This is a genomic window from Chryseobacterium sp. ISL-6, assembly GCF_018613715.1.
Lineage (GTDB): Bacteria > Bacteroidota > Bacteroidia > Flavobacteriales > Weeksellaceae > Chryseobacterium > Chryseobacterium paludis.
Genome location: NZ_JAGGPT010000006.1, coordinates 905,582 through 928,762, shown reverse-complemented (window position 1 = coordinate 928,762; position 23,181 = coordinate 905,582). Strand labels below are relative to the sequence as shown.

The following is a 23,181-nucleotide window of genomic DNA, read 5'->3' as shown; positions in this document are numbered from 1 at the left end:
TCAAAATTACGGAATTAAAGCCCGATTTCAAAAAAATTAAGGAAAATTAATACAAAAAGGACGGAATTACTTCCGTCCCCAACACATTAAAAAATAAAAATTACAAGTTCTTAGTTTGCAGCTGGCGTCACTGTATTCATTGGCTTATCCATCATTTTTTTATCTTTCATCATTGATCTTCTCTGCTCCATTTTAGCTTGTCTGTCAGCCTGCCATTTAGTATACTGTTCTGGAGTTAAGATCTTTTTCATATCTGCATCCATTTGCTCTCTTTTAGCTTTCATCTCCTCCATCTTGGCCTGTCTATCTCCTTTGTTTTTGTCAAACTCAGATTTCATCTCTGCTTTTCTCTTAGCATGAAGATCTTTAATTTGAGCAACTTGGCCCTGACTTAAATTCAGGTCTTTCTGCATTTTATCCAAATGCTCCTGCTCTTTTTGTTGTCTTTTTTGCTGCATTTCTGCTTTCGACGGTTTATCCTGAGGAGTAGTTTGTTGAGCCATTGCAAAACTTCCCATTCCTATAAATGCTAGGGTTAAAATTAATTTTTTCATTTTTTATATCTTTAATTAATTGTTATACATCTTTTTGATTATTAATTAAAACTTAAGTTAAATCCAAATATTCATAAAAAATGTTAATTTTTAATATTAAAAATATAAATCAAGAAATAGAAAATAAAAAAAGGGCAGATCATAACAACCTACCCTTCACACCACTTAAATATAATATATGAAAATTAATTATTCGCTAACTTTTGTCTGAATCCGGAACCCCTATTATTGTTTCCATTATTCTGTTGTCTAGGCGCTGAGTTCTCAGTTCTTTGCTGTCTAAAACCATCACCACCACCATTTCGGAAACCATTATTTTCTCTACGTGGAGTATTTTCTCTTACTGCATCCTGGTTTCTGTTATTCCTAAATCCACTATTACTTGGTCTTTCAACATTTCCACTGTTCCCATTTCTAAATCCACTGTTATTTCTCACCCCATTATTATCTGAGTTCCTGAAGCCGCCATCATTTCTAAATCCATTATTTCCCTGGTTTCTGTTGTCATTATTTCTGAATCCCGAATAATTTCTGGTAGAAACAACTCTTAGAGTAGGATTATCCTGGCGACGGAATCTACTTCTGTCCACTCTGTAAATATTGATATTTATACTTCTATAGCGAGGCATTACTCTATATCTCGGAACATAGTACGTTCTTCTGTAATTTTGAAAATAAACGATAGGACTTGAACCATGATAATAATTGTTTTGGAAAGTAATAAATACCCTTGGTCCTAAAATTCTTTGCATCGCATAAAACCTGTCATAATACCATCTGTCAGGATTATATCTGTAGAAATTATTCCAGCTTGAAAAACTTGAATATAGATTATTCAGATACAGAATCTGATCGATCTGCCAACGGTTTAATCTGTTTTGAGCAAAGAATACATTCCAGTTGATACTGGTCACACTATTTCGATAGTCATTGTAATAGCTTTGATAATAATCACTTGGATAGTAATCCTGAGGATAATCATAATAATAGTCATCGGGAAAATAGTTCTGATCGTCCTGGTCATTATAGTACTCACTATTATTTCCATATCCTTCATCACCCCAACCGTTATTTGGATACTGCTGAGCGTACGACAAAGTCGCCAAACCCAGAGCAAATCCTAAAAGTATATTTTTCATCGTTAATATCGTTAATTGGTTAGTATATAGTAGAATATCTCTATTCTATCTCTTTGATATAAATAAAAAAAAGAAGTTAAATCTTTAGACCAAACTTCTTTTAAATTATTGTTAATTAATTGATAATCAGATGTTAAATATTAGTTTCTGCCACTATCTTTTATCCAACTGCTGATTTTTTCATTAAAATGGGTGTTTTCAATTAAACCTTCCAGGTTCAGATGCATTCGATAACGCCAGTAATGAGGAAAAACAGAAGGATCATTAATTCGCTCATTATCCATTTTTGGATTTGTGAGCTCTTTATCTGTGGCTAAAAATTCCTGCAAAGGAAAGACAGCCAACATAGCATCATTATAAAGATGTTGCTTCATAATGATTTCAGCTAGATTCGCATCCAGTTCTTCCGGAGCCTTCCCATATTGTACTAATTGTTTATTGAAATAGGTCTGCGTTAATTCCCTGTTTTCAGTCCACCACTGCCTTAGCGTTGAGCTATCATGGGATGAAGCGGTCACCACATTCATATAGCTTGCATATTTAGGATTGTAAAACGGAATGGCATCCGATGGCATCCGCTGAACTTTTAATGCCACGATACCCAGCTCATCCATTACTACAGGAACACAAGTTGGAACCATTCCTAAATCCTCACCACAGATCAGCATTTTAGTGGAATTCAGAATAACAGGAAGCTTTTCCATAGCCTTTTCATACCATAGATAATCTTGTCTTCTAAAGAAATAATCATGGTATAAATCATATATTGAATTTTTCTCCCAATCAGATAAATAATTATATGAATCGGTATCGTACACCTTAAACCTAGGATGATAAACCGTCTTTCCGTCCCTTTCTTCCGTTAAAAATAAAACATTGGCACAAAGTAAAATCAATTTTTCTTCAAGAGATTTCTGAGGATATTTTTTAAAATACTCTGACAGCTTTCTTTGGGTATCAAATTCTTCTCTAAATGAATAGGTCCCATCAAAATTATTAATGAGAAATTCTAATGCTTTATTACTGTCTTCTCCTAAATAATTCCATAGGATCTGGTCATTGATAAAGGGCTTACAATATCTGCCAAAATTGAAAGGAATATTTAATGCTTTAAATTCTTCCAAGACAATAGGAACAGCAGGATAAAAATATCCCAAAATGCCTTGAGTTGCTGAAATAGGCATTCTCCATATTCTGAAAAATCCTAAAATATGATCAATTCGCATAGCATCAAAGTATTGTTCCAATGCTTTAAATCTATTTTTCCACCACTTGTAGTTATCATCTTTCATAGCTTCCCAATTGTAAGTTGGAAATTCCCAGTTCTGACCCAATTCTGTAAACTGATCAGGTGGAGCTCCAGCCTGAAAGTCCATTCCGAAAAGTTCCGGCTCCGCCCAGGCTTCTACAGAATATCTGTAAATACCAATCGGCAAGTCACCTTTCACAGAAACCCCTAGATTATGGATATGATCAACAGCATCTTTTAATTGTTTATGAAGCTGAAATTGCACCCAGGCATGAAGCATGGAATTATCATATTCTTTGTTCTTTGCAGAAAAGAATGGTGAAATCTTTCCAGCAATATATTTTTTATGTGTTTTCCAATTGTTGAAGTTTGGGGTTTTGTATTTATCCCTCAATACACAAAATGCCGAATAAGGTATCAACCAGTCTTCATTATCTTTTATAAATTTTTTAAAGTTTCGATCTTTATATATTTTCTCTTTCTCAATATTGAAAATGGTTTTTAAATATTTCCATTTACCTGCAATAACCTTTTCATAATCGATTAAATCTAATGTATTCAATTCTGTTTTTTCCTCCTGATATTCTTGTACTAAATCCTTCGGTATAGAAAAATCAAGATTTTCCAGTGAAATATATTGCGGATGTAGCGCATAAACCGAAACAGCAGCATAAGGATAAGAATCTGTCCATGAATAGTTTGCTGTAGTATCATTAATAGGAAGAATCTGAATAATGCCAAGATCAGTTTCTTTAGCCCATTCTGCCAGTTTTTTCATATCAGTAAATTCCCCTACACCAAATCCATCTTCACTACGCAATGAGAACACAGGAATTGCTACCCCTGCGTCATGATACATCTGATAAGATTTAAATTTAAAATAGTGGTTAGAAAGAATTTGCAGAACATCTTTTTGCATATTTGGAATGGCAAATCTATTTTCACCTGTTTCAACGTCTACTACCTTACCTAAGTTTAGGTCATAAATACAATATTTATATTGGATAAATTCATTTTCAGGAATTTCTATTGATGCTTCCCAAACACCGAAATCTGTCTGAGATAAATGAATTGCTTTTTCGTAATCCCATCTCCCTAAAGACTCTGTACTTCCAAAAACAACAATTTTCCAGCTTGGGTTATAAATTGGAGCTTCAATCCGAAATAAGTGTGTATGTTTTTTCAGAACGGTCACTTTCTCAGGAACAAACTGATTAAGCTTATTATAAAGAATTTTATTAGTTAGATAATTCTCCGGGAAATTTCTGTTATTCCATTCATCAAAAATTAAGAATTCCTTGTAGTTATGAGGAAAGCTAAGGTGATGAGATACAAATTCTTCTCTCAAAACATTTCCTTTTTCATCAACAAGCTGATACTGATAAGAAATAGATTTTGAAAAATAATCAACTTCACATTTCCATAAACCGTTTTCAGTATAAAACATTTTATGGGTCTTAGCTGCAGCTCCTTCTTCAATGATCAACAAGTGTAAACCCTCTCCAATTTTCGCGCTGTAACCAATATTAAAGTATAATTTCATCTCTATTTTTTTATAAAAATACATTTTAATCTTGAAAAACAAAACTTATAGAATGTCAAATATTCATTAAAAAAACCTTTTCAAAATACTTGAAAAGGTTTTTTAGAAGATAAAAATATAGAAGATTATTTTGTCACTAGAATCTTCTTATTCAATAATATTTTACTAGAGTCTTCTGTAATGTTTACTATATATGCACCACTCACTAAATTGCCCAGATCTATTTTCTGATTTACGGTTCCTCCTTTTGCAGATAAATTGTGTTTCAATACACTCTTCCCGGACATATCATAAATATCAATCTTTAGATTTCCTTTTATATTTTTATCATTAGCATCAACGGTAATAAAACGTTCATCTACTTTAGTTGGATAGATATCCAAGTGATTAGAGGTAATGGCTATAGCAGACCTATCATTTGCAAAATATTTACTTGCCAGGTCATAGATATGTAAGTTTAAATTTCCGGAAAGCTGACGGGCTTCTAAAGTTTGCAAATCCACTTCATATAAAGGAGCTCCTTTTGCACTTGCGACAACCACTTTACCTTTTGAATTCACGGCAGAACCATTCACTGAATAATTTTCCGGAAGACCGATAATTTTACCTATAAATTTTGCCTTCAGCTCGTTTTTTAAAACTTTAAAAACATTTCCTGAAGTTGAAAAAACATAGAAGTTATTTTCTGCATCTGCAATCATATCGCCACCAAAACCAGTTTCGATTGTTGTAAATGAATTCTTTCCATTGGAAATATCATCTTTAACAATACCCAGATCGGTAACTGAATATTGATTGTTCTTTTTACTGATTTGTAAAAATTGGGTTCCCGCGTTATTCATTGCATAGATATTTCCATCATACCCTGTTGCCATTCTTGTTATATGAGAATTGATATCACAAGCTGTTACCTTAGTCATGTTATTCTCTATCAAAGTAATTTCTTTCGTTTTAGCATTTAAAACATAAACGTTTGATGAAAACATGGGCATATAAATCAAATTATTTCCAGATGAATCATATGCAAGTGCTGCCATAGTCATTGACTGAGCATTGTCATAGGAATTTCTATTTTCCGTAACAGAACTATTTCTCGATTGCGAAAAGACTTTTGCGGAAGAATCAGATGTAAAGACTGTTTCACCAGAAACACCGTTAGCAATATCAATCGCTCGGAAATCATTAAAAATAATACTCGGAGTATCTTTTCCGGTAAGCGCAAAAAAATCTTGCTGCGCAGAAGCCTGAGTTCCTAATAACAGCAAGATTAGAGGGAATAAATGTTTTTTCATAGTTGTAGAATTTAGATCGTAATAAGTTTGTTACTACTAAGTTACACAATTTTAGAATTGAATAACAAAAAATACTATTATTTAAACATTTAATAATAGTATAAGCATATTCTTTAATTTCCTCTAAAACACCTGCTTTACTTACATGATTAAGATTCCTCCTTCAGCGGAAGAAAAAAATCCCGCATATTTTGCGGATCTAACCTATGATTTTGTTTAAAAATCTGTGCTATCTGCAAAACCTGCGGGAGGATATTATAAAATATTTTAAGCCTTAATTCAGAACGTAAGTTGTACCGTCTCTTCCGTCTTTTAGTTCAATACCTTCTGCAAGCAACTTATCTCTGATCTGATCGGAAAGATCAAAATTCTTAGACTTTCTGGCTTGATTTCTTAGCTCGATGAGAACCTGTAAAGTCTGATCCAGCTTTTCATTATTATTTTCTTCAATAGCCTGTAAACCTAAGACATCAAAAATAAAAGCATTTAAAGTAGATTTTAAATCTTCAAGGTCATTTGTTGAAATCGTTTCTTTGTCATCATTTAAAGCAAAAATAAACTTCACAGCTTCAAATAAATGCGCTATCAGTATTGGTGAATTAAAATCATCCGTTAATGCATCGTAGGATTTCGTCTTCCATTCTTTAAGATTAAAGCCTGATTCTTTTTCATCGTTTGGAGTAATGGAATTCAATACTTTTACAGCCTCCATTAATCTAATGAATCCCTTTTCACTCGCAATCATTGCATCATTGGAAATATCCAGAACACTTCTGTAATGAGCCTGTAAGAAGCAAAAACGCACAATTGACGGATGGAAATATTTTTCAAAGAAATCATTTTCTCCAGTTACCAATTGCATTGGTAAAATATAATTTCCAGTAGATTTGCTCATACGCTGACCGTTCATTGTCAACATATTAGCATGCATCCAGTAATTTACCGGAGCAATATCATTGCAAGCTTTCCCTTGAGCGATCTCACATTCGTGGTGCGGAAATTTCAGATCCATTCCACCACCATGAATATCAAACTTTTCACCTAAATATTTAGTACTCATTGCTGTACATTCCAGGTGCCATCCAGGGAAACCTTCACCCCAAGGCGAATTCCATCTCATGATGTGGGCTGGAGAGGCTTTTTTCCATAAGGCAAAATCCGGTGAGTTTTTCTTTTCCCCCTGTCCGTCAAGATCACGGGTATTAGCAAAAAGTTCCTCAATATTACGTTTTGAAAGTTCCCCGTAATTCAACCCTCTCCTATTGTACTCAAGAACATCAAAATATACAGATCCATTGCTTTCGTAAGCAAAACCTCTTTCGATTAATTTTTGGGTCAATTCAATTTGCTCAACAATATGTCCTGTTGCCGTAGGCTCAATATTAGGAGGCAGTAAATTGAACATGTCTAAAACTTTATGAAAATCAACTGTATATTTCTGTACGATTTCCATAGGTTCTAATTTTTCAAGTCGGGTCTGTTTTACGAATCTATCATTATCTACATTTCCATCATCTGTAAGGTGCCCTGCATCTGTAATATTTCTTACATATCGTACTTTATATCCAAGATGAGTTAAAGTACGATAAATAAAGTCGAAGGAAAGGAAAGTTCTTACATTCCCCAAATGTACATTACTGTAAACCGTAGGTCCACAAACATACATTCCAATATTTCCTTCTAAAATGGGTTTAAATATCTCTTTTTCTGCGGTTAGCGAATTATATATTTTTAATTGCATTGTGTCTGTTTTAATTTAATGATTCAATCTAAGTTTTTTACGCGATATATTCAGCAACAACAAATAATTGTTACCAAAAATATTTTATGCGAAACCTTTTTAAATTTTACCATATTAAATTGTTTTTAAATGATGTCATAAATGATCCCGATAACCCTGAGTCAAATACTCCAACGTATATTTCTTTGCTGTATTTTAGAATCTAATACAATTAATCCAAAGTTGTATGACTTCCTACATAATGCAGGAATTCCTGTCTTGTAATAGGATTGGTTCTGAAGATTCCACTCAATTCTGCAGTAATAGTAGAACTGGCTGTATCTTTAATTCCGCGGCAGTTTACACAAAGATGTTTTGCATCTATGATACACGCTACATCTTTTGTTCCAAGAGCTTCCTTAAGAGCATTTACGATCTGCATGGTAAGCCTTTCCTGAACCTGAGGCCTCTTTGCATAATAATCCACAATTCTGTTAATTTTCGAAAGACCAATTACATCACCATTTGAAATGTAGGCAACATGCGCTTTCCCAATAATTGGCAAAAAGTGATGCTCACAAAATGAATATACTGTAATATCTTTTTCCACCAACATTTGTCGGTATTTATACTTATTGGAAAATTTAGAAATGCCTGGCTTATTTTCTGGCAGCAGTCCTCCAAAAATTTCATTTACATACATTTTCGCAACACGCCTTGGGGAGTCTTTTAAGGAGTCATCTGTCATATCCATTCCCAATGTCTCCATGATTTCCCCAAAAAGCTGAGTAATCTTTTCTATTTTTTCCTGTGGCGATTTATCAAAAGCATCTTCCCTTATAGGCGTATGTTCTTTTCCTGTGAAAATATCATCGTCGTTATCAGTAAAATCAACCATTTTTATTTAATTTGCAACAAAAATACGGATAATATCTTTTTGTTTATTTCAATTGAAACTAAAAACATTATCTTTCATCCCCTATTTTTTATAAATTTTATGATTATTGTTGAAGAAGTACAGAATGAAAAGCAAAAAAAGGAATTTTTAGAGTTTCCGGCTCGACTTTATCAACATGACGAAAATTACATCAGACCTTTAGATAAAGACATCAAAGAGATTTTTGACCCTATTAAAAATAAGACTTTTAAAACTGGTGAATGTAAAAGGTTTTTATTTAAGAGCAAAGACAACCATACCATTGGTAAAGTGGCTGTATTTGTCAATAGAACCTATAAACAAGACCAACCGACTGGTGGCATTGGTTTTTTTGATTGTATTAATGATCAGGAAACTGCTAATTTTATTTTTGACTATTGTAAGGAGTGGCTTCAGGAGAGAGGAATTGAAGCCATGGATGGGCCTATAAACTTCGGTGAACGGGATAAATTCTGGGGACTCCTTATCGAAGGTTTTTCATCGCCACTCTACGGAATGAACTATAATTTCCCCTACTACGAAGAACTTTTCGAGAATTACGGATTTCAATTGTATTTCGAACAGCTATGTTTTTCAAGACCAATTTTCGCCGAAGTTTCACGTGTTTTTACAGTGATGCACGCAAAACATAAACGGAATCCAGCGATCTCTTCTCAACCTATGAAAAAGAATAATCTGTCAAAATTTGCAAAGGATTTTACTGAAATTTATAATAGTGCCTGGGCTGCACATGGTGAAGGTAAAAGATTAGAAGAAGGTAAGGTTCTGAAAATGTTCAAGACAATGAAGCCCATTATCAATGAACATATTTCCTGGTTTGTGTATGAAAATGAAAAACCTATTGCAATGTGGATGAATATTCCGGATTTGAATCAATGGATAAAATACCTCAACGGAAAATTCGGTTATCTCGAAAAATTAAAATTTTTATGGTATAAAAAATTCAAAAAGAATGAGAAAATGGTGGGATTGGTTTTTGGAGTTATTCCAGAATGGCAGAGAAAGGGCATAGATGGATATATGATCTGGGAAGGAACTCAGCATCTAAGAAAGTACACTGATTTTACAGTAACTGAGCTTCAATGGATCGGTGACTTCAATCCAAAAATGGTAAAAATTGCTGAAACCCTGGATACAACCATAACCCGAAAATTAATAACCTACCGTTATTTATTTGATCAAAATAAAATTTTTAAAAGACATCCTTTCCTATAAAATAAAAACCCCTGTTGAATGAACAACAGGGACTTCCTTTCATTTATACTCCTTCATTAAAATAATTCCCCCGCAATTTTCTTTATATTATCACTTTTACCCATAGAATAGAAGTGTAAAACCGGCACTCCAAAATCCAGAAGCTCTCTGCACTGGTTGATAGCCCACTCTATACCAATTTGCTTTACAGCTTCATTGTTCTTAGCACTTTCAACTTCGTTAATAAGTTCTTCGGGTAAATCGATTTTAAAAACCTGTGGCAGTAATTTTAAATGTCTTTTTGTGGCAATAGGTTTAATCCCTGGAATAATAGGAATGGTAATTCCCATCTCCCTGGCTTTTTGAACAAACTCGATGAATTTTTTATTATCAAAAAACATCTGAGTTACGATATAGTCAGCTCCTGCGTCTACTTTTTGCTTTAACCATTTCAAATCGTAATTCATTGAAGGGGCTTCAATATGTTTTTCGGGATAACCGGCCACTCCAATACAAAATTTATTAAGTTCATCACATATCTGGTCTTCATTATGAAGATACTTTCCCCGACCAAGATCATTGATCTGATGTACAAGATCCATAGCACTCTCATGTCCACCAGGTGTTGCTTCAAAATACTGATGCCCCTTCATTGCATCCCCACGAAGTGCCATAATATTATCAATCCCCAAATACATACAGTCTACCAAAAGATATTCTGTTTCTTCTTTGGTAAATCCTCCACAAAGTAAGTGCGGTACGGTATCTACATTATATTTATGCTGGATTGCAGAACATATACCCAAAGTTCCAGGACGCATTCTTGTTATTTTCCGTTCAACCAGTCCATTTCCCTTATCAAGGTAAATATATTCTTCCCGCGAAGTCGTTACGTCAATAAAAGGCGGTTTAAATTCCATCAATGGATCTATATTGGTATAGAGGTCTTCAATACCAATCCCTTTTTGCGGCGGAACAACTTCTAAAGAAAATAAAGCCTTTCCATTTGCATTTTTTATGTGTTCTGTAATCTTCATGTTTAATTAATCTGCTAAATTAGGTGACAGCCATTTTTTGGCTTCCTGAATGCTACAACCTCTTCTTGCAGCATAATCTTTTACTTGATCTTCTGTGATTTTTCCTAACCCAAAATATTTTGCATGTGGGCTTCCAAAATAATATCCTGAAACGGAAGCCGTTGGAAACATTGCCAAACTTTCGGTAAGGTATACGCCTATATTTTCTTCTACTTTTAGAAGATCCCAAATTGTTTTCTTTTCTAAATGATCCGGGCATGCAGGATATCCCGGAGCAGGACGAACTCCCTTATATTTTTCTGCAATTAAATCTTCATTACTTAATTCTTCCTGATTAGCATATCCCCAATATTCGGTTCTTACCTTTTTGTGTAAGAATTCGGCATAAGCCTCAGCAAATCGGTCTGCAAGAGCTTTTACCATAATTGCATTATAATCGTCATTAGCTTTTTCATATTCCGATGATAATTCATCTGTTCCAAAACCTGTAGTAACACAGAAAGCTCCCATATAATCAGTTTTTCCAGAACTTTTAGGAGCAATAAAATCGCTTAATGCCAGATATTCTTTTCCTTTTGATTTTTGAAGTTGTTGTCTTAAGGTTAAAAACTTAACTTGTTCCTGATCGTTTTCATCAAAAATTATAATATCATCCGTTTCGTTAGCATTAGCTTTAAAAACGCCGAAGATGGCCTTTGCCGTCAGGAGTTTTTCATCAAGAATTTTTTTCAAAATAACCTGAGCATCTTTGAATAATTCTTTAGCTTGAGCCCCAACAACCTCATCCTCAAAAATATTAGGATACTTACCATGCAGATCCCAGCTTCTGAAGAAAGGCGACCAATCGATAAATGGGACCAATTCATTGAGATCCTGATCCTGGAAAATTTGTATTCCCACATTATTGGGTATAAAAATATCCTCGTTTTCCCAATCTATTTTAAAATGATTTTTTCGGGCATCCTGTATCGATACATAGTCTTTATCAACCTGTCTGTTCAGGAATTTTTCACGGAAGTCTGAGTATTCATCTTTTAGATCATGAACGTATTCTTTATTTCGATCTCCTAATAAAGAACTTACAACATTCACTGCTCTGGAAGCATCATTAACATGGACTACAGCATTTTTATATTTTAAATCAATTTTTACAGCCGTATGTGCCTTGGAAGTCGTTGCTCCTCCGATCAACAAAGGAAAGTTAAGATTCTGTCTTTCCAATTCTGAAGCGATATATACCATTTCATCCAAGCTCGGCGTAATCAATCCACTTAATCCAATTACATCCACTTTTTGTTCGATGGCAGTCTGAATAATCTTTTCGGCAGGAACCATCACTCCCAGATCTACAATTTCATAATTATTACAGCCTAAAACAACACTTACAATATTTTTTCCGATATCATGAACATCGCCTTTAACGGTAGCCATTAATATTTTACCATTCGCAGGTCTCGACCCGTCTTTTTCTGCTTCAATATAAGGCTGTAAATAAGCAACTGCTTTTTTCATTACCCGCGCAGATTTCACCACCTGAGGCAAGAACATTTTTCCACTTCCAAACAGATCTCCTACCACTCCCATTCCTGTCATCAGATTGATTTCAATAACATGTAATGGCTTTGCTGCCGCTTTCCTGGCTTCCTCTACATCTTCCTCAATAAAACGGTCAATTCCTTTTACTAAAGAATGGGTAATCCTATCTTGTAACGGCCTTGTTCTCCACTCTAACTCCTCAACTTTTTCTTTTTTGACCGATTTATTTCTTTCTGAATAATCAAGAAGCCTTTCTGTTGCATCTTCTCTTTTATCAAGAATAACATCTTCTACTAATCCCAACAGCTCTTTGTTGATCTCATCATAGACCTCAAGCATTGCAGGGTTTACAATTCCCATATTCATTCCTGCTTGAATAGCGTGGTATAAGAAAACAGAATGCATAGCTTCTCTCACCGTATCATTTCCACGGAAAGAGAATGAAACATTACTTACCCCACCGCTTACAGAAGCATAAGGAAGATTCTGTCTTACCCATCTTGTGGCATCAATAAAGTCCAGCGCATTTCTTCTGTGCTCATCCATTCCTGTTGCCACAGGGAAAATATTTAAATCAAAAATAATATCTTCAGCGGGAAAGCCGATCCGATTAACCAGAATATCATAAGACCGTTTTGAAATCTCTATCCTACGATCTAAAGTATCCGCCTGTCCATCTTCATCAAAGGCCATGACAATAACAGCAGCTCCATATCTTTTAATTGCTTTAGCCTGTTTAACAAACTCTTCTTCTCCCCCTTTTAAGCTAATAGAATTAACTACACATTTCCCCTGCACAACCTGTAGCCCTGCTTCTAAGATCTCCCATTTGGAAGAATCCACCATAATTGGGATTCTTGCAATATCAGGCTCTGAGCCTATAAGGTTAAGAAATTTGATCATGGAAGCTTTTCCATCAATTAATCCATCATCAAAATTAACATCAAGAATCTGTGCACCCCCTTCCACCTGGTGGCGGGCAATATCTAATGCTTCAGAGAATTTCTCTTCTTTAATTAATCTTAAGAATTTTTTAGAACCCGCAACATTAGTTCTTTCACCAACGTTGATGAAATTACTTTCCGGTGTTATGATAAGAGGCTCGAGGCCCGACAATCTTAAATATTTCATATTTTAATTTACCAATTTATAAATCTGACAATTCAGCAATGGATTAATTACTGATAAATTGTTAGATAGATACATTGTTATATTTATTAACCTTTCGTGGTTCATATTTATTAACCAAATCTGCAATAGCCTTGATATGTTCAGGTGTTGTCCCACAACATCCACCAATAATATTGATCAATCCTTTTTCTACATATTCTCTTATCTGTTCTGCCATAAATTCAGGAGTCTCATCATATTTACCGAAAGCATTAGGCAAACCTGCATTAGGGTAGGCTGAAACATAAAAATCTGAATTATGAGCCAGGGTTTCCAAATAAGGTGTCAATTGGTTAGCTCCCAGTGCACAGTTGAAACCGACACTTAGTAGATTTAAGTGCGACACAGAAATTAAAAAGGCTTCTGCGGTCTGTCCGCTCAACGTTCTTCCTGAGGCATCTGTAATAGTTCCAGACACCATAATTGGAATTTTTATCCCTCGTTCGTCCTGGATTTCATCAATCGCAAATAAAGCCGCCTTTGCATTGAGTGTATCGAAAATAGTTTCCACCAATAAAATATCAGATCCACCATCTAATAGAGCCTCAGATTGTTGCTTATAGGCAATTCTCAACTCATCAAATGTAATGGCGCGGTATCCGGGATCATTAACATCCGGGCTTAAGCTAGCCGTTCTGTTGGTTGGTCCAATTGATCCTGCAACAAATCTGGGTTTATCAGGATTAATTGCTGTGAATTCATCACACGCTCTTCTTGCAATCTTTGCGGACTCATAATTTAGTTCATATACCAAATCTTCCATATGATAATCTGCCATTGCAATCGTCGTTCCTGAAAATGTATTGGTTTCGATGATATCTGCTCCGGCCTCCAGGTATTTTTTATGAACCTCTTCTATAGCATATGGCTGTGTAAGAGAAAGTAGATCATTATTTCCTTTTACTAAATGCGGATAATCTTTGAATCGTTCGCCACGATAATCCTCTTCTTCAAACTTATATCGTTGAAGCATCGTCCCCATAGCTCCATCAAGAATTAAAATTCTTTCTGAAAGCGCTTTATATAATTGTTCTGAGTTTCTCATTTGTAAATTTTGGTTAAAACCTATTATTCTATTGAATTAATCTAAGGCCTGTTGTAGATCCGCAATCACATCTTCTACATTTTCCAACCCTACTGAACAACGAACGAGACCTGCTGTAATTCCGACTTCATTTCTCTCTTCATCCGTTAACTTCGAATGAGTCGTAGAGGCCGGATGCGTAACAATTGTTCTTGTATCTCCAAGGTTTGCGGAAAGTGAACACATTTTTATTTTATCTAAAAACTTTCTACCACCCTCTATTCCTCCTTTTATTTCAAAAGCAACAATATTACCTCCTAACTTCATTTGTTTTTTTGCCACTTCATAACTCGGATGAGAAGGTAAAAATGGGTATTTCACCAATTCCACATTTGGATGGTTTTCTAAAAACTCAGCAACTTTCAGAGCATTTTCACAATGCTTTTCTACTCGGATCGCCAATGTTTCCAAACTTTTAGATAAAACCCACGCATTAAAAGGAGACATTGCAGGTCCTGTATTTCTTGCAAAAAGATAGATCTCTCTTATCAGGTCTTCTCTTCCTACTGCTACTCCTCCTAAAACACGTCCCTGTCCATCAATTAATTTTGTCGCCGAATGAACGACAACATCAGCACCATACTTGATAGGTTGCTGAAGGTAAGGTGTTGCAAAACAATTATCTACAATAAAGATAAGATTATGTTTTTTAGCAATCTTTCCAAAAAAATCTAAATCTAAAATTTCAATGGCTGGATTTGTTGGAGTCTCCAGATATAAAATCTTTGTATTAGGCTTAATTAATTTTTCAACATCTTCTGCATCTTCTGCTTTGAAATAGGTTGTTTCAATATTCCATTTCGGAAAATACTTTGTAAATAAAGTATGTGTAGATCCGAAAACAGATTGACAACTTACGATATGATCTCCCGCATCCAACAATGTTGTAAAAGTCGAATAAATGGCCGCCATACCTGTTGCAAAAGCATATCCCGCTTCTGCACCTTCCATTTTTACTATCTTATCTGTGAATTCCGTAACGTTCGGATTGGAGAATCTGCTGTATAAGTTTTTTGGTTTTTCTTCTGCAAAACTCGCTCTCATATCTTCAGCATCCTGAAAAATAAAACTTGATGTAAGATATAAAGGCGTCGAATGTTCATCAAACTGAGTTCTTTCTGTCTGAGTTCTTATTGCAAATGTTTCAAAATTTTCCATATAGTTTTAATTCTAATAATGTAACAATATATCAATGTAACAGTTTACCAATAAAGCAATTCTTCTTTTCCGGGTAGTTATTGGTACATTGTTATACTGCTACATTCGTACATTAATTTATTTAGTTTCGCTTACTCTTAAAATATCTCCGAAAACCCCTCTTGCAGTTACTTGCGCTCCTGCTCCTGCACCCATAATCACAATCGGATTCTCACCATAACTTTCCGTGTAGATCTCAAAAATGGAATCTGAACCTTTTAGCTGGCCTAAAGCCGAGGTAGCAGGAACAGAAATCAATTTCACATCAAGCTGCCCCTTTTCCTTTTGTAAATCACCATGTAAATCACCTACGTAACGTAATACATGATCCGAAGCCTGACCATCTTTGATATTCTGATATTCAGTATCCAATTCTTCCAGTCTGGAGATGAATTCGTTTTTCCCGATCGAAAGAAGGTCTTCAGGGATTAGGTTCTGAATATTTATATCACTGAATTCATTAATAAGATCAAGTTCTCTGGCTAAGATCAAAAGTTTTCTTGCTACATCATTTCCAGAAAGATCTTCACGAGGATCTGGTTCAGTAAAACCTTTTTCCATTGCCTCCCCTATAACTGTTGAAAACTTATCATTTCTAATAGAGAAATTATTGAAAATATAACTTAAAGAACCGGAGAATACCCCTTTTATTCTTGTAATATTTTCTCCTGAAAGGTGTAATAATTTTATCGTATCAATCAAAGGTAAACCAGCTCCTACATTAGTTTCATAAAGATAACGTCTGTTGTTTTTATTCAACGTATATCTTAGTTTACGATATTCTTCAATAGGTAGTGTATTGAATATTTTATTCGAAGAAACCAGATCAAATCCATTTTCTGCCAAGGCATGATAGTTTTTAACAAAGTCCTTACTTGCCGTATTATCAACTACTATTAAATTTTCCAATTGATTTTCTCTTGAAAAATTAATTAGCTCATCAACATTTGAAGGGCTTTCCGCTATTAAAACCTCATCATTCCAGTTACTGTCGAAACCTTTTTTATTGAATGCTATTTTCCTTGAGTTCGCAACTGCTACTACTTTAAGGTCAATTTTTTTTCGTCTTTTGATTTCTTCTGAAGATTGTAAAACCTGATCAATCAGAGTTTTTCCAACATTTCCATGTCCTATTATTGCCAGATGAACTGTTTTAGGTTTTTTTGATATTTCAGATTCGATGATATTTTTAGTTTTTTCGTCTTGTGAAGAAGTTACTACGATATTTACTCTTTTTTCGCTTGCTATTTGATTGAGAAGTAATGGGAATACATTATTTCTAGCCAACTCTGCAAGTACTTTATTAAGGTCTTCAGCTACAAAACCTAAGACAGAAACATTGTTAATACTGTAGATCTGAGAAACTTTCCCGGATTTTCTTTCTGATTCAAATTCATCAATCAGACAATTTACAGCCTTTTCAGAATCATCTTCGTGAACCAGAATTGATAATCCGTTTTCAATAGCCTGTTGTGAAATTACTCCAACACTAATCCGTGCTAAAGTAAGTGCTTTAAAAATTCTTCCATCAATACCGATTTCTCCCAGGAAATCTTCACCCTCAAATTTGATAATTGATCTATTTTTTAAAAATTTTATTTCGTTAGCATTTTTCATCTGTTCATTCTTTATTGTTTAGTGTTGCTACAGGAAATTTTGTGTTCGCTTAATTTCAGTCTGTAACAAGATGTTTTTAATGATATTATTTAATTGTTTATACTCCATTAGGAAGGCATCGTGCCCATGTATTGAGGTGATCTCGTAATAAGAAACATTCTCTTTTTTGCCTGTCAGTTTTTCAAAACACATCCGGATTTCTGAAGCAGGAAAGAATAGATCTGTATCAACGGAGATCAAGTGCATTCGTGCCTGAATTTTCTCCAACCTATTTTCTTCAGCGTTGATGTTCATAAGTAAATGATTCATTAGCTTGTAAGATTTCAAACTAAATCTTTCATTAAGAGCCTTTCCATGATAAACAAGCCAATCTTCTGATTCAAGCTTTTGTTTTTCTGTATTGTATTTATTTTGAAATCTGTCGTTTAAAGATTGTGGAGTCCTGTAACACAACATCGCATGAATTCTGGCTTTTTGTAATGGTTCATCATTTCCGTTCAATAAAAACTTCTGAACCAAACACTGAGCATGAAGCCAATCGTGTGTTTTAAAATCACAGGCAATAGGAATGAATATTTCAGCCAGTTGTGGATTTTTCACCAACATTTCCCAGCCTATTCCGCCTCCAAGAGAGCCTCCAATGATGGCGTACAAATTTTTAATATTTAAAAACTCAAGACCCTTTAAAAATATATTTGCAATATCTGAAGGTGTAAAGTCCTCATACTCATCAATTAAAAAATGATCATAACCGTTTCCGGGAATATTAAAACACAGAACGGTATAAGAATTAATATCAATAACTTCTCCTTCTCCCACTAACTGTTTCCACCAACCATTTTTCCCTGAAACATTTGAGTTTCCTGTTAAAGCGTGGTTAATTAAAATAATGGGTGCAGTAAACAATTCTTTCCCGAAGAGCTGATAACTCAACGGGATATGGTATTCCTTTCCGGAATAGGTTTGATACGAAAGATTAATATGTTTTAGTTCTGTTTTCAATTCTATTATATATTACTTATAACACAATTGAAAATGCCACGAGAAATGGCTGAAGAACTTCAGTAAGTTATCTGTCCAAAATAAATATTTGGTAGAACGTAGCACCTTCTTCGCTTGCACAAAGGGTTGCTAAGGTTTCATAGGGTCTAATCCCTCAACCTTTCTTGATAACATTTTCAATATTTGAATGATCGAGCTGCAAAGATAGTTCATTTTATTTTAAATTTTTACAAAAAAATATTTTTTTCTCAAAAACCCTCTAATTATAAGAGTTACAAGGATATGTTAAGAATTATTCAGATAGAAAAAATTGGAATTATTTTTCAAAAAAATTAACTTCGTAGTGAAAATGATGATTTATGACCGCAGAAAAACAAAGATTACAAGATATCAACTGGAAAAGTTGGGGCCCTTATGTAAGCAATAGACAATGGGGTAATGTTCGTGAAGATTATAGCCCTAATGGCAATGCCTGGAACTTTACAAACCACGACAAAGCTGAAAGTTATTCTTATCGATGGGGGGAAGAAGGAATTGCAGGAATATCCGACACCAAACAGCTTTTTTGCTTTGCTCTTTCGTTCTGGAACAAGAAAGATAAAATGGTAAAAGAACGTTTTTTTGGATTGAGCAACCCTCAGGGAAATCATGGGGAAGATATCAAAGAAATCTTTTACTACCTGGACAACACTCCTACACATAGCTATATGAAGATGGTATACAAGTATCCCATCAATGAATTTCCTTATGACCATCTGGTTTCTGAAAATGGAAGACGCAGCAAAAAAGAGGCTGAATATGAAATTATTGATACAGGAATTTTTGATAATAATGAATATTTTGACATTTTTATTGAATATTGTAAGGCAGAAACCAATGACATTCTGGTACGGGTTTCTATCCATAACAGAAGCCAGCAGGATGCACCTATAGTCGTAGCTCCAACCGCATGGTTCAGAAATAACTGGAAATGGGGTTACAATACTTATAAAGGCATGTTGAATGCTTCAAATGAAGGCTGTATTGATATCAATCACGACAGTGTTTCTATTAAAAAGTTTTATTCAAGAAATACAAATGCAAGAAGTGCCTTTTGTGATAATGAAACAAATACACGGAAATTATATGGAGTCCCATTTATTGAAAACACCTATTTCAAAGATGGAATAAATGATTATATCATTCATAAAAGTAATAGTATCAATCCTGAAAAAAGAGGATCAAAAGCTTCTTTTATCATCGATGAAATAATTGGCGGTGGCCAGTCAAAAACTTTTGATTTCAGATTATCACCCGAAGATACGGATGAGCCTTTTTACCAGTTTGAAGAAATCTTCAATACCCGAATTGCCGAAGCAAATGAATTCTATAATGAAGTTCAGCACGATGTAACCAATGAGGATGAAAGAAATGTTCAAAGGCAGGCTTTCGCAGGATTACTTTGGAACAAACAGTTTTACCACTACAACGTTGGAAAATGGCTAAAAGGAGACCCCAATTTTGATGCACCACGGGATTTCTATAACTACGTAAGAAATACAGAGTGGAATCATATGCATAATAAGGATATAATTTCCATGCCTGATAAATGGGAATACCCTTGGTATGCAACCTGGGATCTGGCCTTCCATTGCGTTCCTTATGCATTGATCGACGCACAATTTGCAAAAAACCAACTTCTTCTATTAACAAAGGAATGGTATATGCACCCCAACGGGCAGCTTCCTGCTTATGAATGGAACCTCAGTGATGTAAATCCACCTGTTCACGCATGGTCTTGTTTCAGGGTTTTTAAAATTGATGAAAAAACAAATGGCAAACCAGACTTGTTGTTCCTTGAAAAAGTTTTCCAGAAATTACTTCTGAATTTTACATGGTGGGTGAACCGTAAGGATAAAAATGGTAAGAATATTTTTGGTGGCGGTTTCTTGGGACTCGATAATATTGGTGCATTCGACCGAAATATGGAACTCAAAGATGGCGAACATCTGGAACAGGCAGACGGTACGAGCTGGATGGCAATGTATGCCTTGAATATGATGAGAATAGCTATGGAGCTGGCTCAATATTACCAGGTATATGAGGATATGGCCATTAAATTCTTTGAACATTATCTTTATATTGCAGAAGCTATGGAAAATATGGGTGATGGTAAGGAAGGATTATGGAACGAAGAGGATGGATTTTTCTATGATGTACTCCAATTAGGTGATGGTGAAAGTGTAACCCTTCGCTTGAGAAGTATTGTTGGGCTTATTCCACTATTCGCTGTAGAGATCATCGATCACGGGTTACTGGAAAAAATGCCTAACTTTAAAATAAGAATGGAATGGGTTCTTAAAAACAAACCAGAACTTACAAAATTAGTTTCTCATTGGGATGAAGAAGGCCACGGAAGAAAGCACTTAATGAGCATTTTACGCAAAAACAGATTATCAAAAGTTCTTACCAGAATGCTCGATGAAAAAGAGTTTTTAAGTTCCTATGGAATCAGGGCGATGTCAAAAGTATATGAAGAAAATCCTTTTATATTCTCCGTTCATGGTACTGAAAACGTTGTTTATTATACACCGGCAGAAAGTGACAGCAGGATGTTCGGAGGAAATAGTAACTGGAGAGGACCCATTTGGTTTCCGATTAATTTTCTAATCGTAGAAAGTCTTCAGCGATTTCATTTCTATTATGGGAATAGCTTAAAAGTGGAACTACCAACGGGAAGTGGAGACAAAAGAAACCTTGAAGAAGTGGCCCAGAATATCAGCAATAGACTTTGCTCGATATTTTTAAAAGATGAACAGGGGCAAAGGGCTTTTAATGGTGGAAATAATAAGTTTAATTATGATGAGCATTTTAAGGACTATATCACTTTTTATGAATATTTCCATGGTGACAATGGTCGTGGAGTTGGTGCATCACATCAAACAGGCTGGACCGCTACTGTAGCCAAACTTATGAAACCAAGATAAGATAAAACACCTAAAATACTTCTTTTCAAAAAGGAGTATTTTTTTTAGTTAGACACCAATCCCTGCCGTTCCTCTTTATTAAAAAGTTCTCTTATTCATGAGAACACATATGCTTACATTACATAAAAATACTTAGTCTTATATTTTAATGAAAATTTAATAATCAATTTGAAATTATGATGAATTATTAATAAAACAATCTTTATCTTAGCATAACAAACTTAAAAGTATTTTTTATGAAAGGAAAACTACTACCTGCTGCATGCCTGGTATTATCAAGCATGTTCATTCATCAGATTAATGCTCAGGAATATCAACCTATTCCCATCCAAAGTGGATATAATGCTGATGTTATCGCGAATGGAATTGGAAGTTCAACGACTTCTACTAACAATGATGTAGATGGTGTCAATTATGCCTTTGTTTCGAGAGACTTTCAATTAACTTCTACCAGCACACCATTGACGTATGGTTTACCTATTAGTGGAATGTTCAATTCTGCCGTCAGCTCTACCCCTGGATTAGGTTATCAATTAGCTTCTTACAGTGGCAATAATGTTTTAAGACTTGAAAATACAGCTGATTCAGGAACTCTTACCTTTTCGACACCTATCCCGGCAATAAACTTATATATGCTGGCAACAGGAGGCAGCGGAGCCTGTACCGTAGATGTAAGCGTTAACTTCGCCGACTCCTCAACACAGTCATTTACCGGAATCAATATTTCCGATTGGTATTACGCAGCAAATTTTGCCATTCAGGGGATAGGAAGAATTAACCTCAATAATGACAATTTGGAATCTGGTGGTGGAACAGAACCCCGATTGTATCAAATCCCTCTTGCTATTGATGCTGCTAATCAGTCTAAAAACATCCAAAGTGTAACTATCACAAAAACCGGTACTGGCGGAATTCCAAATATTTTTGCATTCTCCGCCGATGTATATAGTTCCTGCCCTTCACCTTCAAATATTACGTATACTTCTACAATGAATAGTGCAACTTTAAGCTGGACAGCGCCAGCAACAGCACCATCTTCAGGTTACGATTACTATTACAGCAGCACACCAACGGCACCAACTGCAACTACAACTCCTACAGGAAGTGTTGCCGCTGGTACTACTACCGCAACCCTGAACTCATTAACCACAGGGGAGACTTACTATTTTTGGGTGAGATCAAATTGCGGTGGAACTAAAGGATTCTGGAAAATGAAAGAATTTACGGTAGGACAGATATCTTCTACTTATACAATCGGAGATATTAATACGATGTACGATATAAACCCAACAATAACAGCAACCACCAATTGCGCTGGAGCTGTAACCGTTAGTGTACCTACTGGTTATAAAATAAAATCTACCGCTGTTTCTTATACAATGTCTACTGTCGCAAACAGGTGGATGTCTGAGCAAAGAAGTTTACTAGTTTGTTTAAATAATAACACCTCCGAAACAGCAATAACAAGTGGTTCAGGTGGTAATTCAGGAACCTATTCTTATAACAGAACGGCACTGTCTTTAGCAAATGACCTTACCGGAGATGTCAATTTTGAACTTAGAGCCTGGAGAACTTATGGCAGTTCGGATTGTAATGCAGATTATAACAAGGTTGACAATAACACATTTACAGTTACAGTAACACTGGAACCTCTTATCCTGGCTGTAAATGAAGTAAATGCTAAAGCTAAAGAAAGACTAGCTTACCCTAACCCTTTCACTGATGTTCTCTTTCTTGAAAATTTTGCAGATATAAAACGTATTACCCTTACTGATCTTTCAGGAATTACCGTAACAACAATTTACAACCCTTCCTCAACGATACATTTAGGCGGAGTTAAATCAGGAGTTTATATCTTAACTGCAACCATGAAAGACGGTTCTTTTAAAAGTTCTAAAATGATTAAAAAATAAAACTAACAACCATCAATAATAAAAAAACCGG

Annotated in this window: 15 protein-coding genes and 1 riboswitch; of the genes, 3 read left to right on the top strand and 12 right to left on the bottom strand. The window is 34.9% G+C overall.

What is annotated here, in order from left to right:
- Positions 1-110 precede the first annotated feature (110 nt).
- The 6 genes from J7E44_RS15100 to folE all read right to left on the bottom strand — a co-directional run bounded on the left by J7E44_RS15100 (position 111) and on the right by folE (position 8,395).
- On the bottom strand, positions 111-554 hold the full coding sequence (locus J7E44_RS15100) for a DUF4890 domain-containing protein (protein ID WP_214831200.1): 444 nt from the start codon (positions 552-554) through the stop codon (positions 111-113).
- 185 nt (positions 555-739) lie between these two features.
- Positions 740-1,693: a hypothetical protein gene (locus J7E44_RS15095; RefSeq protein WP_214831199.1), complete on the bottom strand. Its 954-nt coding sequence runs from the start codon at positions 1,691-1,693 to the stop codon at positions 740-742.
- Positions 1,694-1,833: 140 nt separating this feature from the next.
- Positions 1,834-4,485, bottom strand: a complete 2,652-nt coding sequence (locus J7E44_RS15090; protein ID WP_214831198.1) for a 4-alpha-glucanotransferase — start codon at positions 4,483-4,485, stop codon at positions 1,834-1,836.
- 125 nt (positions 4,486-4,610) lie between these two features.
- Positions 4,611-5,777, bottom strand: a complete 1,167-nt coding sequence (locus J7E44_RS15085) for a T9SS type A sorting domain-containing protein (RefSeq protein WP_214831197.1) — start codon at positions 5,775-5,777, stop codon at positions 4,611-4,613.
- 274 nt (positions 5,778-6,051) lie between these two features.
- On the bottom strand, positions 6,052-7,518 hold the full coding sequence (cysS, locus tag J7E44_RS15080; protein ID WP_214831196.1) for a cysteine--tRNA ligase: 1,467 nt from the start codon (positions 7,516-7,518) through the stop codon (positions 6,052-6,054).
- 211 nt (positions 7,519-7,729) lie between these two features.
- Positions 7,730-8,395: a GTP cyclohydrolase I FolE gene (folE, locus tag J7E44_RS15075; RefSeq protein WP_214831195.1), complete on the bottom strand. Its 666-nt coding sequence runs from the start codon at positions 8,393-8,395 to the stop codon at positions 7,730-7,732.
- 99 nt (positions 8,396-8,494) lie between these two features.
- On the opposite strand from folE, the gene J7E44_RS15070 reads away from it, so the two are divergent.
- Complete coding sequence (locus J7E44_RS15070; RefSeq protein WP_214831194.1) at positions 8,495-9,649, top strand: hypothetical protein; 1,155 nt, start codon at positions 8,495-8,497, stop codon at positions 9,647-9,649.
- Between the two features lie 56 nt (positions 9,650-9,705).
- Here the strand turns inward: J7E44_RS15070 and metF are convergent, their stop codons facing one another.
- The 6 genes from metF to J7E44_RS24270 form a co-directional block, all read right to left on the bottom strand.
- Complete coding sequence (gene metF, locus J7E44_RS15065; protein ID WP_214831193.1) at positions 9,706-10,665, bottom strand: methylenetetrahydrofolate reductase [NAD(P)H]; 960 nt, start codon at positions 10,663-10,665, stop codon at positions 9,706-9,708.
- A gap of 6 nt (positions 10,666-10,671) precedes the next feature.
- Positions 10,672-13,332, bottom strand: coding sequence for a methionine synthase (metH, locus tag J7E44_RS15060; RefSeq protein ID WP_214831192.1), 2,661 nt, complete (start codon positions 13,330-13,332; stop codon positions 10,672-10,674).
- Between the two features lie 61 nt (positions 13,333-13,393).
- Complete coding sequence (locus J7E44_RS15055) at positions 13,394-14,416, bottom strand: homocysteine S-methyltransferase family protein (RefSeq protein ID WP_214831191.1); 1,023 nt, start codon at positions 14,414-14,416, stop codon at positions 13,394-13,396.
- Between the two features lie 36 nt (positions 14,417-14,452).
- Positions 14,453-15,613: an O-succinylhomoserine sulfhydrylase gene (locus tag J7E44_RS15050; RefSeq protein WP_214831190.1), complete on the bottom strand. Its 1,161-nt coding sequence runs from the start codon at positions 15,611-15,613 to the stop codon at positions 14,453-14,455.
- 117 nt (positions 15,614-15,730) lie between these two features.
- Entirely contained in the window at positions 15,731-17,269 is a 1,539-nt protein-coding gene (locus J7E44_RS24275) for an ACT domain-containing protein (RefSeq protein ID WP_214831189.1), read from the bottom strand.
- A gap of 27 nt (positions 17,270-17,296) precedes the next feature.
- On the bottom strand, positions 17,297-18,271 hold the full coding sequence (locus J7E44_RS24270) for an alpha/beta fold hydrolase (RefSeq protein ID WP_214831188.1): 975 nt from the start codon (positions 18,269-18,271) through the stop codon (positions 17,297-17,299).
- A 64-nt stretch (positions 18,272-18,335) separates the two neighbouring features.
- Positions 18,336-18,445, bottom strand: a riboswitch (SAM riboswitch).
- A 185-nt stretch (positions 18,446-18,630) separates the two neighbouring features.
- Here J7E44_RS24270 and J7E44_RS15035 point away from each other — a divergent pair.
- Entirely contained in the window at positions 18,631-21,237 is a 2,607-nt protein-coding gene (locus tag J7E44_RS15035) for an MGH1-like glycoside hydrolase domain-containing protein (protein ID WP_214831187.1), read from the top strand.
- A 236-nt stretch (positions 21,238-21,473) separates the two neighbouring features.
- Positions 21,474-23,150 carry a T9SS type A sorting domain-containing protein gene (locus J7E44_RS15030; protein ID WP_214831186.1) on the top strand — a complete coding sequence of 559 codons (1,677 nt, stop codon included), beginning with the start codon at positions 21,474-21,476 and terminating at the stop codon, positions 23,148-23,150.
- The last annotated feature ends 31 nt before the right edge of the window (positions 23,151-23,181 follow it).